The sequence below is a fragment of the Citrobacter cronae genome (assembly GCF_016893685.1).
GTDB classification, from domain to species: domain Bacteria; phylum Pseudomonadota; class Gammaproteobacteria; order Enterobacterales; family Enterobacteriaceae; genus Citrobacter; species Citrobacter werkmanii.
The window spans coordinates 3,224,706-3,238,175 of sequence record NZ_CP069763.1; the positions used below are offsets into that span (position 1 = coordinate 3,224,706).

Annotated in this window: 12 protein-coding genes; 9 read left to right on the top strand and 3 right to left on the bottom strand. The window is 53.4% G+C overall.

Translation table 11 applies throughout. The annotated features are described in order from the left end of the window. The first annotated feature begins 11 nt into the window (after positions 1–11). From fabG to ptsG, 9 genes are all read left to right on the top strand, one after another. On the top strand, positions 12–746 hold the full coding sequence (gene fabG, locus JSN25_RS13880) for a 3-oxoacyl-ACP reductase FabG (protein WP_006685074.1): 735 nt from the start codon (positions 12–14) through the stop codon (positions 744–746). A 155-nt stretch (positions 747–901) separates the two neighbouring features. Further along, the gene (acpP, locus tag JSN25_RS13885; protein WP_000103754.1) at positions 902–1,138 is read left to right on the top strand and encodes an acyl carrier protein; all 237 of its coding nucleotides are present in this window, start codon (positions 902–904) and stop codon (positions 1,136–1,138) included. 85 nt (positions 1,139–1,223) lie between these two features. Then, the gene (fabF, locus tag JSN25_RS13890; RefSeq protein ID WP_038639753.1) at positions 1,224–2,465 is read left to right on the top strand and encodes a beta-ketoacyl-ACP synthase II; all 1,242 of its coding nucleotides are present in this window, start codon (positions 1,224–1,226) and stop codon (positions 2,463–2,465) included. A gap of 136 nt (positions 2,466–2,601) precedes the next feature. After that, entirely contained in the window at positions 2,602–3,411 is an 810-nt protein-coding gene (gene pabC, locus JSN25_RS13895; RefSeq protein ID WP_069323326.1) for an aminodeoxychorismate lyase, read from the top strand. A gap of 2 nt (positions 3,412–3,413) precedes the next feature. Further along, positions 3,414–4,436, top strand: a complete 1,023-nt coding sequence (yceG, locus tag JSN25_RS13900) for a cell division protein YceG (protein WP_038639759.1) — start codon at positions 3,414–3,416, stop codon at positions 4,434–4,436. Then, positions 4,426–5,067 (top strand): dTMP kinase, encoded by a 642-nt coding sequence (tmk, locus tag JSN25_RS13905; protein ID WP_038639762.1) that lies wholly within the window; start codon positions 4,426–4,428, stop codon positions 5,065–5,067. The genes yceG and tmk overlap by 11 nt, the downstream gene beginning before the upstream one ends. After that, positions 5,064–6,068 (top strand): DNA polymerase III subunit delta', encoded by a 1,005-nt coding sequence (gene holB / locus JSN25_RS13910; RefSeq protein WP_204525035.1) that lies wholly within the window; start codon positions 5,064–5,066, stop codon positions 6,066–6,068. Before tmk ends, holB begins: the two co-directional genes overlap by 4 nt. 10 nt (positions 6,069–6,078) lie before the next feature. Beyond that, positions 6,079–6,876 (top strand): metal-dependent hydrolase, encoded by a 798-nt coding sequence (locus JSN25_RS13915; RefSeq protein ID WP_087857780.1) that lies wholly within the window; start codon positions 6,079–6,081, stop codon positions 6,874–6,876. Between the two features lie 416 nt (positions 6,877–7,292). Beyond that, the gene (gene ptsG, locus JSN25_RS13920) at positions 7,293–8,726 is read left to right on the top strand and encodes a PTS glucose transporter subunit IIBC (protein WP_003036277.1); all 1,434 of its coding nucleotides are present in this window, start codon (positions 7,293–7,295) and stop codon (positions 8,724–8,726) included. Positions 8,727–8,781: 55 nt separating this feature from the next. Here the strand turns inward: ptsG and JSN25_RS13925 are convergent, their stop codons facing one another. From JSN25_RS13925 to shiA, 3 genes are all read right to left on the bottom strand, one after another. After that, positions 8,782–10,560, bottom strand: a complete 1,779-nt coding sequence (locus JSN25_RS13925; protein WP_199967459.1) for an aminopeptidase P family protein — start codon at positions 10,558–10,560, stop codon at positions 8,782–8,784. Positions 10,561–10,574: 14 nt separating this feature from the next. After that, positions 10,575–12,029 carry an AMP nucleosidase gene (locus JSN25_RS13930; protein WP_038639774.1) on the bottom strand — a complete coding sequence of 485 codons (1,455 nt, stop codon included), beginning with the start codon at positions 12,027–12,029 and terminating at the stop codon, positions 10,575–10,577. 119 nt (positions 12,030–12,148) lie between these two features. After that, on the bottom strand, positions 12,149–13,465 hold the full coding sequence (shiA, locus tag JSN25_RS13935; RefSeq protein ID WP_038639777.1) for a shikimate transporter: 1,317 nt from the start codon (positions 13,463–13,465) through the stop codon (positions 12,149–12,151). Positions 13,466–13,470 lie beyond the last annotated feature (5 nt).

Consider the following 13,470-nt stretch of genomic DNA (forward strand, 5'->3'; position numbering starts at 1 on the left):
AGAGGAAGCCCATGAATTTTGAAGGAAAAATCGCGCTGGTAACCGGTGCAAGCCGTGGAATTGGCCGCGCAATTGCTGAAACACTCGTTGCCCGTGGCGCGAAAGTTATCGGTACTGCAACCAGTGAAAGTGGTGCGCAGGCCATTAGCGATTACTTAGGTGCAAATGGTAAAGGTCTGATGTTGAATGTGACCGATCCGGCATCTATCGAATCTGTTCTGGAAAATATTCGCGCAGAATTTGGTGAAGTCGATATTCTGGTCAATAATGCCGGGATTACTCGTGATAACCTGTTAATGCGCATGAAAGATGACGAGTGGAACGATATCATCGAAACCAACCTGTCATCTGTTTTCCGTCTGTCAAAAGCGGTAATGCGAGCTATGATGAAAAAGCGTCATGGGCGTATTATCACTATCGGTTCTGTGGTTGGTACCATGGGAAATGCGGGTCAGGCTAACTACGCTGCGGCGAAAGCAGGTCTGATCGGCTTCAGTAAATCACTGGCGCGCGAAGTTGCGTCCCGTGGTATTACTGTAAACGTTGTTGCTCCGGGCTTTATTGAAACGGACATGACGCGTGCGCTGTCTGATGATCAGCGTGCGGGTATACTGGCGCAGGTTCCTGCGGGTCGCCTTGGTGGCGCTCAGGAAATCGCCAGTGCGGTTGCATTTTTAGCTTCTGACGAAGCAAGTTACATCACAGGTGAGACTTTGCACGTCAACGGCGGGATGTACATGGTTTAACCACGATTGAAAAATATTTGCGTTATTAGGGGGAATGGCCTCAAAATAACGTAAAATCGTGGTAAGACCTGCCGGGATTTAGTTGCAAATTTTTCAACATTTTATACACTACGAAAACCATCGCGAAAGCGAGTTTTGATAGGAAATTTAAGAGTATGAGCACTATCGAAGAACGCGTTAAGAAAATTATCGGCGAACAGCTGGGCGTTAAGCAGGAAGAAGTTACCAACAATGCTTCCTTCGTTGAAGACCTGGGCGCAGATTCTCTTGACACCGTTGAGCTGGTAATGGCTCTGGAAGAAGAGTTTGATACTGAGATTCCGGACGAAGAAGCTGAGAAAATCACTACCGTTCAGGCTGCCATTGATTACATCAACGGCCACCAGGCGTAAGTGAACATCTCCAGGCGGTCATTCGACCGCCTGAGTTTTATCTTTTTATCCCACTTGAATTATTTTCCCTCCCTGGAGGACAACCGTGTCTAAGCGTCGTGTAGTTGTGACCGGACTGGGCATGTTGTCTCCTGTCGGCAATACCGTAGAGTCTACCTGGAAAGCTCTCCTTGCCGGTCAGAGTGGCATCAGCCTGATCGACCATTTCGATACTAGCGCCTATGCAACGAAATTTGCTGGCTTAGTAAAGGATTTTAACTGTGAAGACATTATCTCGCGCAAAGAACAGCGCAAGATGGATGCCTTCATTCAATATGGAATTGTCGCTGGCGTTCAGGCCATGCAGGATTCTGGCCTCGAAATTACGGAAGAGAACGCTCACCGTATTGGCGCCGCTATTGGCTCCGGTATTGGCGGTCTCGGTCTGATCGAAGAAAACCATACCTCTTTGGTAAACGGTGGACCGCGTAAGATCAGCCCGTTCTTCGTTCCGTCGACGATTGTTAACATGGTGGCAGGTCACCTGACCATCATGTACGGCCTGCAAGGGCCAAGCATCTCCATCGCGACCGCCTGTACTTCAGGCGTACATAACATCGGTCATGCCGCACGTATCATTGCATACGGTGATGCAGACGCGATGGTTGCGGGTGGTGCTGAAAAAGCCAGTACACCGCTTGGCGTGGGTGGTTTTGGCGCGGCACGCGCGCTGTCTACGCGTAATGATAACCCGCAAGCGGCAAGCCGCCCGTGGGATAAAGAGCGTGATGGCTTTGTGTTGGGCGACGGCGCAGGCATGGTGGTACTGGAAGAGTACGAGCATGCGAAAGCGCGCGGCGCGAAAATCTATGCTGAAGTCGTTGGTTTTGGCATGAGCAGCGATGCTTACCACATGACGTCACCACCGGAAAACGGTGCAGGCGCTGCGCTGGCAATGGTCAACGCGCTACGCGATGCGGCTATCGAAGCGGGTCAGATCGGCTATGTCAACGCGCATGGTACGTCTACGCCTGCAGGCGATAAAGCTGAAACCCAGGCAGTGAAATCTGTCTTTGGCGATGCAGCGAGCCGCGTGATGGTTAGCTCAACCAAATCCATGACCGGTCACCTGTTAGGCGCTGCGGGCGCGGTAGAGTCTATTTTCTCTATCCTGGCGCTGCGCGACCAGGCTATTCCGCCAACCATCAACCTGGATAACCCGGATGAAGGTTGTGACCTGGACTTCGTTCCTCACGAAGCGCGTCAGGTGAGTGGTTTGGAATATACTCTGTGTAACTCCTTCGGCTTCGGTGGTACCAACGGTTCTTTGATCTTTAAAAAGATTTAAGTCTCGTCAGGTGATGCGTTAGCATCGAAATAAAACTGAAAAGGTCCGCTTGTCGGGCCTTTTTTTATTCGGTTTTTCACCCTTGTCCTGTGTTACTCATCCTGCCAAACTAGCGGACCAGATATAAGGAGCCTCCATGTTCTTAATTAATGGCTGCGAGCAAAATCTGCTGGCCGTAAGCGATCGAGCGACCCAATTTGGCGATGGTTGTTTTACTACCGCGCGAATTATCGACGGCGAAATTTGCCTCTTTGCAGCGCATCTTGCGCGTTTACAAGACGCTTGCCAAAAGTTGCTGATCGCTTTTGAACAGTGGTCAGAACTGCAAGATGAAATGAAAATGCTGGCTCAAGGACACGCGCGTGGCGTATTGAAAGTCATTATTAGCCGCGGTAGCGGCGGTCGGGGATACAGCGGCGCAAATTGTCACAACGCCACCCGTATTCTCTCTGTTTCAGCCTGGCCCGAACATTACGATCGTTGGCGCCATGAAGGGATTACGCTGGCGTTAAGCCCAGTGCGTCTGGGGCGTAACCCTATGCTTGCCGGACTTAAGCATCTGAATCGCCTGGAGCAGGTATTGATTCGCTCTCATCTTGAGCAGACGGATGCCGATGAAGCGCTGGTTCTTGACAGCGAGGGATGGGTTACGGAATGCTGTGCGGCTAATTTGTTCTGGCGTAAAGGTAATGTGGTTTACACTCCCCGGTTGGATCAGGCCGGAGTGAACGGCATTATGCGACAATTCTGTATCCGTATGCTGGCACAATCACCGTTCAGTCTTGTCGAAGTGTATGCCGGGTTGGAGGAGATTATGCAAGCCGATGAAATCGTCGTCTGTAACGCATTAATGCCGGTTATTCCCGTGCGTACCTGTGGCGACACGATGTTGTCTTCACGTTTGTTATTCGATTTTTTAGCCCCACTTTGTGAGCACCCGAATTAGTCATGAAAAAACTGTTACTCGTTGTCCTGTTATTGCTGGTTGTGCTGGGCATTGCCGCGGGCGTAGGCATGTGGAAAGTTCGCCATCTGGCGGACAGTAAGTTATTGATTAAAGAAGAGACCATTTTTACGCTGAAAGCGGGTACAGGCCGCCTGGCCCTCGGTGAACAGCTGTATGCGGATAAGGTTATCAATCGTCCGCGTGTCTTCCAGTGGCTGCTGCGTGTGGAGCCTGACCTGTCGCATTTTAAGGCGGGTACCTATCGCCTGACGCCCGACATGACGGTGCGAGAAATGCTGCTATTGCTGGAAAGCGGTAAAGAGGCCCAGTTCCCGTTACGTCTGGTGGAAGGGATGCGCCTGAGTGATTACCTCAAACAACTGCGCGATGCGCCCTATATCAAACATACGCTGAGCGACGATAACTACGAGACTGTCGCTCAGGCGCTGAAGCTGGAAAACCCGCAGTGGGTGGAAGGCTGGTTCTGGCCCGATACCTGGATGTATACCGCCAATACGACCGACGTAGCACTGCTAAAACGTGCGCATCAAAAGATGGTTAAAGCGGTGGATACCGTCTGGGAAGGGCGCGCTGATGGCTTGCCTTATCAGGATAAAAATCAGCTAGTGACAATGGCCTCGATTATTGAAAAAGAAACTGCGGTTGCCAGCGAGCGCGACCAGGTGGCCTCGGTCTTTATTAACCGCTTACGTATTGGCATGCGTTTACAAACCGATCCGACGGTGATTTACGGCATGGGGACACGGTATAATGGCAAATTGTCGCGTGTGGATTTAGAAACGCCAACCGCCTATAACACCTACACCATTACCGGGCTGCCGCCTGGCCCGATTGCCATGCCGGGAGAGGCCTCGTTGCAGGCTGCCGCACACCCGGCAAAAACGCCGTATCTCTATTTCGTGGCAGATGGTAAAGGCGGCCACACATTTAACACCAATCTTGTCAGCCATAACCGGTCAGTACAGGATTACCTGAAAGTGCTTAAGGAAAAAAATGGGCAGTAACTATATCGTCATCGAGGGCCTGGAAGGCGCCGGAAAAACCACTGCGCGTAATGTGGTGGTAGAGACACTTGAGCAACTCGGTATTCGTGACATGGTTTTTACCCGCGAGCCTGGTGGAACGCAGCTCGCTGAGAAACTAAGAAGTCTGGTGCTGGACATTAAGTCGGTAGGTGACGAGGTCATTACCGACAAAGCAGAAGTCCTGATGTTTTACGCCGCGCGCGTACAGTTGGTCGAAACCGTTATTAAACCTGCTCTGGCGAGAGGCGCATGGGTCATTGGCGATCGTCACGACCTGTCGACCCAGGCGTATCAGGGCGGTGGCCGCGGTATCGATCAAAACATGCTGGCAACGCTGCGTGATGCGGTACTCGGAGATTTTCGTCCGGACCTGACGCTCTATCTGGATGTCACTCCAGAAGTCGGATTGAAGCGTGCGCGTGCGCGTGGCGAACTGGACCGTATCGAACAGGAATCTTTCGATTTCTTTAATCGTACCCGAGCGCGCTATCTTGAACTGGCTGCCAAAGATGCCAGCATTCGTACGATTGACGCTACGCAGCCGCTGGAGGCTGTGATGGCTGATATTCGCAATACCATTACTCAGTGGGTGAAGGAGCAGGGCGCATGAAATGGTTCCCATGGTTACGACCTGATTTTGAAAAACTGGTAGCGAGCTACCAGACGGGTCGTGGTCACCATGCGTTACTGATTCAGGCGTTACCCGGCATGGGCGACGATGCGCTGATTTACGCGCTCAGTCGCTATTTAATGTGTCAGCAGCCGGAAGGACATAAAAGCTGCGGACACTGCCGCGGCTGTCAGCTGATGCAGGCGGGGACCCATCCGGACTACTATTCGCTGCTGCCGGAAAAAGGCAAAAGCACGCTGGGCGTTGATGCGGTACGTGAAGTCAGTGAGAAACTGTACGAGCATTCACGCCTGGGCGGGGCGAAAGTGGTGTGGATCCCGGATGCCGCCCAGTTAACCGATGCCGCCGCTAATGCGTTACTGAAAACGCTGGAAGAGCCTCCGGCGCAGACCTGGTTCTTCCTCGCCAGTCGCGAACCTGCGCGTTTATTGGCCACGCTGCGTAGCCGCTGTCGGTTACATCACCTTGCACCACCGGCAGAGTCATACGCTATCTCCTGGCTTACCCGTGAAGTGACGGCGTCACCGGAAGCATTGTTGAGCGCATTACGTCTGAGTGCGGGGTCGCCTGGCGCGGCATTAACGTTGCTACAGGCTGAAAGCTGGACGCACCGCACAGAGTTCCTCGCCGCGCTGGCGAACACCCTGCAATCAGGCGACTGGTATATCCTGTTAGCGGCGCTCAACCACGATCAGGCTGCCGCTCGTTTACACTGGCTGGCCACGCTGTTGACGGATGCCTTAAAGCGTTCTTATGGGATTTCCCATTTAACCAATCCTGATGCTCAGGATCTCATCTCTTCTATCGCCGAGCGGTTATCCGTCGCCCAGATACAGGCGATACTTGGTGATGTTTGTCATTGTCGTCAGCAGTTGCTGAACGTGACGGGCATAAACCGTGAACTGGTATTAACCGATCTTATTCTCCGTATTGAGCATTACCTGCAACCAGGCACCGTACTGCCTGTTCCTCATCTTTGAGAGAGACATTATGTTTTTAGTCGACTCACACTGCCATCTTGATGGCCTGGATTATCAATCTCTGCATAAGGACGTGGACGACGTGTTGGCGAAAGCGGCCGCACGCGATGTAAAATTTTGTCTTGCCGTCGCGACCACCCTGCCGGGATACCGCAGTATGCGTGAACTGGTTGGCCAACGTGACAACGTGGTTTTCTCCTGCGGTGTGCATCCGTTAAATCAGGCTGAAACTTATGATGTTGAAGACCTGCGTCGTTTTGCCGCCGAAGACGGTGTGGTAGCGATGGGCGAAACCGGGCTGGATTATTTTTACACGCCGGAAACGAAGGTGCGCCAGCAGGAATCTTTCATCCACCATATTCAGATTGGCCGCGAGTTACAGAAACCGGTTATCGTGCATACCCGTGATGCCCGAGCCGATACATTATCAATTCTGCGCGAAGAAAAGGTGACGGATTGCGGCGGCGTACTACACTGTTTTACAGAGGACAGAGAAACGGCGGGCAAATTGCTGGATCTCGGCTTTTATATCTCGTTTTCCGGCATCGTCACGTTCCGTAATGCTGACCAACTGCGTGATGCTGCCCGTTATGTTCCTCTGGATCGTTTGTTAGTTGAGACGGATTCTCCGTACCTTGCGCCGGTGCCGCATCGTGGAAAAGAGAACCAACCTGCCATGACGCGTGACGTTGCGGAGTATATGGCCGTAGTGAAAGGTGTTGCCGTGGAAGAACTGGCGCAGGCAACCACTGATAACTTTGCCCGCCTGTTTCACATCGATGCTTCTCGCCTGCAATCAGTCCGTTAACTGACTTTTTTTAAAGCTCGTAATTAATAACTAAAGCGAGTAAAGTTCACCGCCACAAAATGGGCGGTGAATAACCAGTTAGACACATTCAGAAACTCATTTTATCGGAATGTGCGAATTTTGCGGCCATTCACAACTGAATTGTGATAGCCGTCAAACAAATACAGACTGAATTATTTTACTCTGTGTAATAAATAAAGAGCACTTAGATGCTCTGTCCACGGCGAGGCTCTCCCCCCTTGCCAATGCGTGAGAACGTAGAATACACAAAATCATTCAAGCGGCATCAAGGCGGCAAGTGAGTGAATGACAGGAGCTTACTCGAGTAAGTGACTGGAGTGAATGAGCGCAGCCAACGCTGAGGCGGTTTGAAGGATGAAGTGTATAAGCACAAATACTCAGGAGCACTCCTAATTATGTTTAAGAATGCATTTGCTAACCTGCAAAAGGTCGGTAAATCGCTGATGCTGCCGGTATCCGTACTCCCGATTGCAGGTATCCTGCTGGGTGTCGGTTCCGCTAACTTCAGCTGGCTGCCAGCCGTTGTATCGCACGTAATGGCAGAAGCAGGCGGTTCTGTTTTTGCGAACATGCCGCTGATCTTTGCCATCGGTGTTGCGTTAGGCTTCACCAACAATGACGGCGTATCTGCACTGGCATCCGTTGTTGCCTACGGCATCATGGTTAAAACCATGGCTGTTGTTGCGCCGCTGGTTCTGCATTTACCTGCTGAAGAGATCGCCGCTAAACACCTTGCTGATACGGGTGTTCTCGGGGGGATTATCTCCGGTGCGATTGCAGCGTATATGTTCAACCGTTTCTACCGTATCAAATTGCCTGAGTATCTCGGCTTCTTTGCGGGTAAGCGCTTCGTTCCTATTATTTCTGGTCTGGCTGCCATCTTCACAGGCGTGGTTCTGTCCTTCATTTGGCCGCCGATCGGTACTGCTATTCAGACGTTCTCCCAGTGGGCTGCATACCAGAACCCGGTAGTGGCGTTCGGTATCTATGGCTTCATTGAACGCTGCCTGGTGCCGTTTGGTCTGCACCATATCTGGAACGTTCCATTCCAGATGCAGATCGGTGAGTACACCAACGCCGCGGGTCAGGTGTTCCACGGTGATATCCCTCGCTATATGGCGGGCGACCCGACTGCGGGCAAACTGTCCGGTGGCTTCCTGTTCAAAATGTACGGTCTGCCGGCTGCCGCTATCGCTATCTGGCACTCTGCTAAACCAGAAAACCGCGCGAAAGTGGGCGGTATTATGATCTCCGCGGCGCTGACCTCGTTCCTGACCGGTATTACCGAGCCGATCGAGTTCTCCTTCATGTTCGTGGCGCCGATCCTGTACATCATCCACGCGATTCTGGCTGGTCTGGCATTCCCGATCTGTATCCTGCTGGGTATGCGCGACGGGACATCGTTCTCTCACGGTCTGATCGACTTTATCGTTCTGTCCGGTAACAGCAGCAAACTGTGGCTGTTCCCGATTGTCGGTATCGGTTATGCGATTGTTTACTACACCATCTTCCGTGTGCTGATCAAAGCGCTGGACCTGAAAACGCCAGGTCGTGAAGATGCGACCGAAGACAGCAAAGCGGGTGCGTCCGGCGAAATGGCTCCGGCTCTGGTTGCTGCATTCGGTGGTAAAGAAAACATCACTAACCTCGATGCGTGCATTACTCGTCTGCGCGTTAGCGTGGCTGACGTTGCCAAAGTGGATCAGGCTGGCCTGAAGAAACTGGGTGCGGCGGGCGTCGTGGTTGCTGGTTCCGGTGTTCAGGCGATCTTCGGTACCAAGTCCGATAACCTGAAAACTGAAATGGATGAGTACATCCGTAACAGCTAAGCAGTAAGACGTTGGGGAGAACTAAGGCAGCCTGCGGGCTGCCTTTTTTATTGCCTTAATTGGCCTGAACGCGAATAGGCGCAGTGGCGGCGAACAGCCACGGACGGGCTTCTGCGTTTACGCGTGGGGACAATGTCTCTCTGACCTGCTGGTGGTAATCATCAATCCACTGTTTCTCAGCATCGCTCAGCAGATGCAGTTCCACAAGGTTCAAATCAATCGGCACCAGCGTCAGCGTTGAGAAACGGCAGAAGCCCGGACGGCTGTTGATAATCTCCACCTGATTCTCAATGCGGATCCCATATTGCCCGGCCAGATAATAACCCGGTTCGATGGTGATGATATTGCCCGCGACCAGAGGCCAAGGGTTAACTTTTTTGGCAATGCGATGAGGTTGTTCATGGATAAGCAACTGATGGCCTACGCCGTGCCCGGTTCCATGATCAAAATCCAGTCCCAAATCCCACAACGCCCGCCGACTAAAGGCATCCAGTTGATGGCCCTGAGTACCGCTGGGGAACTGCAGTGAAATAAGTGACAAGAAGCCTTTCAACACGGCGGTGTAGTGCAAGCGTCGCTGCGGATCCTGTGGGCCAAATGCCAGGGTGCGCGTCGTATCCGTTGTACCATTATGATACTGACCACCGGAATCATTCAGGTACATGGCCTGCGAGGTAATTGGCGTATTGGTTTTTTCGCTGGAGTGGTAATGACACATCGCCGCATTGCTGGCAGAGGCTGAAATCGTGCTGAAACTCTGCTCGATAAATCCCGGCTGCTGCTGGCGAAACTCCAGCTGTTTAGCCTGTGCTTCCAGTTCGGTGATTGGATTGCCCGCCGCTTCGCGTAAAGGGACCTCATGCGCCAGCCATGCGAGGAAGTTAACCCAGGCTGCGCCATCCTGTTCATGGCATTCCCGATAGCCTGCCAGTTCAACGTCATTTTTGTGCGCTTTCATTAACGTAATAGGGTCGGGGGCCCACAGGACGTGGCCGCCATGTTCTTCTATGGCAAAACGCAATGCCACCGGAGCGTAGTCTTTATCGACCAGAAAGCGCTTCCCATTTGCCAACTGCTGGCAGCGAGCCAGGAAGCTCTCTTGCGGGGCCAGCGTAAGCGTATCCAACAGCGATGCGGGGAGTTGCTGTGTTTTATTGCTATCGACAAACCATTCCAGTTCGCCGCTGCGATGGAGCAGGGCAAATGAGAACGGCACCGGAACCATAGCAAGATCCGAACCACGGACATTAAGCAGCCAGGCAATGTTGTCCGGCAGCGTAATCGCCAGCACATCGGCCTGATGTTGAGTGACCTGCTCCACGACGCGGGCACGTTTCTGTGCGCTGCTCTCACCGCTGATGTCGAGGGGCATTTCGCGAATGATGCCGCAAGGCGCTGCCGGACGATCTAACCATACCTGGTCGAAGGGATCTTGCTCCAGAGGTACCAGCTCGCAGTGGGTAGCCGACAGCGCTTCAAACTGGCTGTTAACCATCAGCAGCGGCTCAAAGCCGATACGTGTACCCGCTGCAACGTGAGACTGCAAATAGTCTGCCAGCGGTTCGTCGTGTAAATGGTGAATTTCAAAATCATCCAGCGAGACTTCATTGCGCACCTGGACCTGATAGCGCCCATCGACAAATATTAATGCGCGGTCGCGCAGGACCAGCGCGAGTCCCGCTGAGCCGCTAAAACCAGTCAGCCAGGCCAACTTATTATCATGCGGCGTACAATCTTCACTTTGGTGAGCGTCGGCGCGCGGGACAATCATACCATCCAGCCCCTGCGCTATCAGCAGGTTACGCAGGGCGGAAAGAGGGGTTGAGTTGTGCATAGTTACCTCAGGCCTTAACGGAACGGCGGTTCGTTGAACGTACGTAATTTACGGGAGTGCAGTCGATCGCCTTCGGCGCGAAGACGATCGATAGCCCGGATACCTATTTGCAGATGCTCGGAAATGGCGCCTTCATAAAAACGGTTGGCCTGACCAGGTAGTTTAATCTCGCCGTGCAGCGGTTTGTCGGAAACGCAAAGCAATGTGCCGTAGGGGACGCGGAAGCGGTAGCCCTGTGCGGCGATAGTGGCGCTTTCCATATCGATAGCTACCGCACGGCTGAGGTTAAAGCGCAGCGCAGAGGCGGAGTAACGTAATTCCCAGTTTCGATCGTCGGTGGTGACAACGGTACCGGTACGCAGGCGCTGTTTGACCTCTTCGCCGGGCATGCCGCTGACCTCTTTGGTCGCGTCATACAGCGCGCGTTGCACTTCAGCGATGCTCGGAATCGGAATATCCGGTGGGAGTACAGCATCCAGCACGTGGTCATCACGCAAATAAGCGTGGGCCAGAACATAATCGCCAATTGCCTGACTTTCACGCAGGCCGCCACAGTGCCCAATCATCAGCCAGACATCAGGGCGCAATACGGCGAGATGATCGCAAATAGTTTTGGCGTTAGACGGGCCGACGCCGATATTCACCAGCGTGATCCCCTGACCATCAGCGGTAATTAAATGCCAGGCGGGCATCTGGTGTTTCTTCCAGGCGAGATCGGAGATGGCTTCTTCTGGCGCTTCGGTTTCGGCGGTGATCCAGATCCCGCCCGCGCATGACAGCGCGATATACGGACTGTCCGGGTCGAGGATCTGGCTGCAGCCCCAGCGTACGAACTCATCGACATAGCGGGTGTAGTTGGTGAACAGCACAAAGGGCTGGAAATGTTCAACCGGCGTGCCCGTGTAATGACGCAGTCGCGCCAGCGAAAAATCCACGCGTCGGGCATCGAAGTGAGACAGCGGAGAAAATTCCGCCGGATGAAAAATCCCGTCCGCCGTTTCGTCACCAATCTGCGACAATTCAGTGGTGGGGAAATGGCGCGTTAATCCGGCGCTCATCGAGCGATCCAACGTCAGTTCTGAACCGTCAATCACATAGGGATAGGGGATTTCATGCTGCGATGGCTCAACGGAGATATGCGCATCATAATCCTGATACAGCAGCGTGAGCTGTTCTTCAAGATAAGGACGAAAGAGCGACGGACGGGTAATGGTGGTGGTATAGCAACCCGCATGGGTAAAACGGCCATAGGCGCGCGTTTTTGGCGGATTGGTGGCGCTGCCATCCCAGGTGACACGAAGTGACGGGTAGACAAAAAGACCGTTCTGGCGGGCGATTACGTCAGGGAGGGTCCCTGTTTCAATATACTTACCAATGGCGCTACGCAGTGATTTAACCGACTGTTCGTACAGCGCGTCCAGTTTATCCAGTGCCTGAGCCGGGGTCAGGCTGGCGCCCTTATTGTTCATGTCTGTCTCCTTGTTCCACAGATATACCGCTCTCCCGATAGTATGTCACAGGAATGTGAAACAAAAGTCAGACGTTAAGGAAGATGGTGCGAAGACCGGATGGCCCTCGCACCGGGGGTTTAACCGTGCTGCTTATCCCGCATCAACAGCGCGGTAGTGGCGGAGATAAGACAACCCGCCATCAGATAAATAGCTACGCTGTGCCAGTCTCCGCCTGAAAATGTCACCAGTGCCGCCGCAATAAAGGGGGTAAAACCGCCGCCAACCACGCTGGCCACCTGATAACCAACGCCTGCGCCGCTATAGCGATAGCTTGCGCCAAATAAACCGGTAAACATAGGCTGCTGTACGCAGACCACCATATCGTGTGCGATGTTGGCCAGCATAATCGCGAAGAACACGATCCAGAAAATAGACTGGGCCTCCAGCGCCATAAAGAATGGGAAGGCGCTTAGCGTCCCGACCAGTGCCCCGGTAATGTAGACGCGACGACGACCAAAGCGGTCAGCAAGCCACGCAAAGCAGGGGATGGTCAGACAGCTCAGCCCGCCGACCAGCAATCCGATATTCAGAAACAGCTCGCGTGGCAGGCCGAGGTTTTGTGTCGAGTAGTTAAGAGCAAATGCGGTGACGATATACATCGTCAGCAGTTCACACAGGCGCAGGGCGATAATTTTTAAGAATGCGCCCGGATGTCGGATTAAAGCCTCAATGACCGGAAGCCGCTTTTTCTCGGGCTGTGGCGCCTGTTGCTGTTGTTCGAACTCGGCCGATTCATCCATTCTGTTACGCATCCACAACGCGCCTAATACCAGCACGATGCTGAACAAGAACGGAATACGCCAGCCCCAACTGAGGAACTGCTCATCGGTAGTTTGAGAGCTAATCAGCGAGACCAGGCCGGTAGAAAGCAGCAGACCGACGCCGTACCCGACCTGTACACCGCTGCTATAAAAGGCTTTTTTATTTTTCGGCGCGCTTTCGACGGAGAGCAACGCGGCTCCGCCCCATTCACCGCCCACGGCGAAGCCCTGAATGGCGCGCAGCGTCACCAGTAGAACAGGGGCCCACCAGCCAATGGTGTCAAAGGAAGGAATAATGCCAATCAGCGCCGTGGCGATCCCCATCATCCAGACGGTGAGCATCAGCATACGTTTACGCCCAAGACGATCGCCGAAGTGGCCGAAGATGACCCCGCCTAGCGGGCGGAACAGAAATCCGACGCCAAAGGTAGCGAAGGCGGCAAGTGTTCCCATCGCCGGACTGACCTGCGGAAAAAACTCGCGGTTAAAGACTAACGCAGCGGTGATGCCATAGAGCAGAAAATCATACCAGTCGACCACGGCGCCCGCGAAGCTACCAAGCGCAGCGCGTCGGGCACGGTTGAGCGAAGAGGCGTCCTGTTGGGGACCCGTGGAGGTGAGGGTGGAATCCATAGTTA

Bases quoted from the DNA above. Each gene is read 5' to 3' on its own strand.
- fabG (WP_006685074.1), top strand. From the start codon at position 12: ATGAATTTTGAAGGAAAAATCGCGCTGGTAACCGGTGCAAGCCGTGGA.
- acpP (WP_000103754.1), top strand. From the start codon at position 902: ATGAGCACTATCGAAGAACGCGTTAAGAAAATTATCGGCGAACAGCTG.
- pabC (WP_069323326.1), top strand. From the start codon at position 2,602: ATGTTCTTAATTAATGGCTGCGAGCAAAATCTGCTGGCCGTAAGCGAT.
- yceG (WP_038639759.1), top strand. From the start codon at position 3,414: ATGAAAAAACTGTTACTCGTTGTCCTGTTATTGCTGGTTGTGCTGGGC.
- tmk (WP_038639762.1), top strand. From the start codon at position 4,426: ATGGGCAGTAACTATATCGTCATCGAGGGCCTGGAAGGCGCCGGAAAA.
- holB (WP_204525035.1), top strand. From the start codon at position 5,064: ATGAAATGGTTCCCATGGTTACGACCTGATTTTGAAAAACTGGTAGCG.
- JSN25_RS13915 (WP_087857780.1), top strand. From the start codon at position 6,079: ATGTTTTTAGTCGACTCACACTGCCATCTTGATGGCCTGGATTATCAA.
- ptsG (WP_003036277.1), top strand. From the start codon at position 7,293: ATGTTTAAGAATGCATTTGCTAACCTGCAAAAGGTCGGTAAATCGCTG.
- JSN25_RS13925 (WP_199967459.1), bottom strand. From the start codon at position 10,560: ATGCACAACTCAACCCCTCTTTCCGCCCTGCGTAACCTGCTGATAGCG.
- JSN25_RS13930 (WP_038639774.1), bottom strand. From the start codon at position 12,029: ATGAACAATAAGGGCGCCAGCCTGACCCCGGCTCAGGCACTGGATAAA.
- shiA (WP_038639777.1), bottom strand. From the start codon at position 13,465: ATGGATTCCACCCTCACCTCCACGGGTCCCCAACAGGACGCCTCTTCG.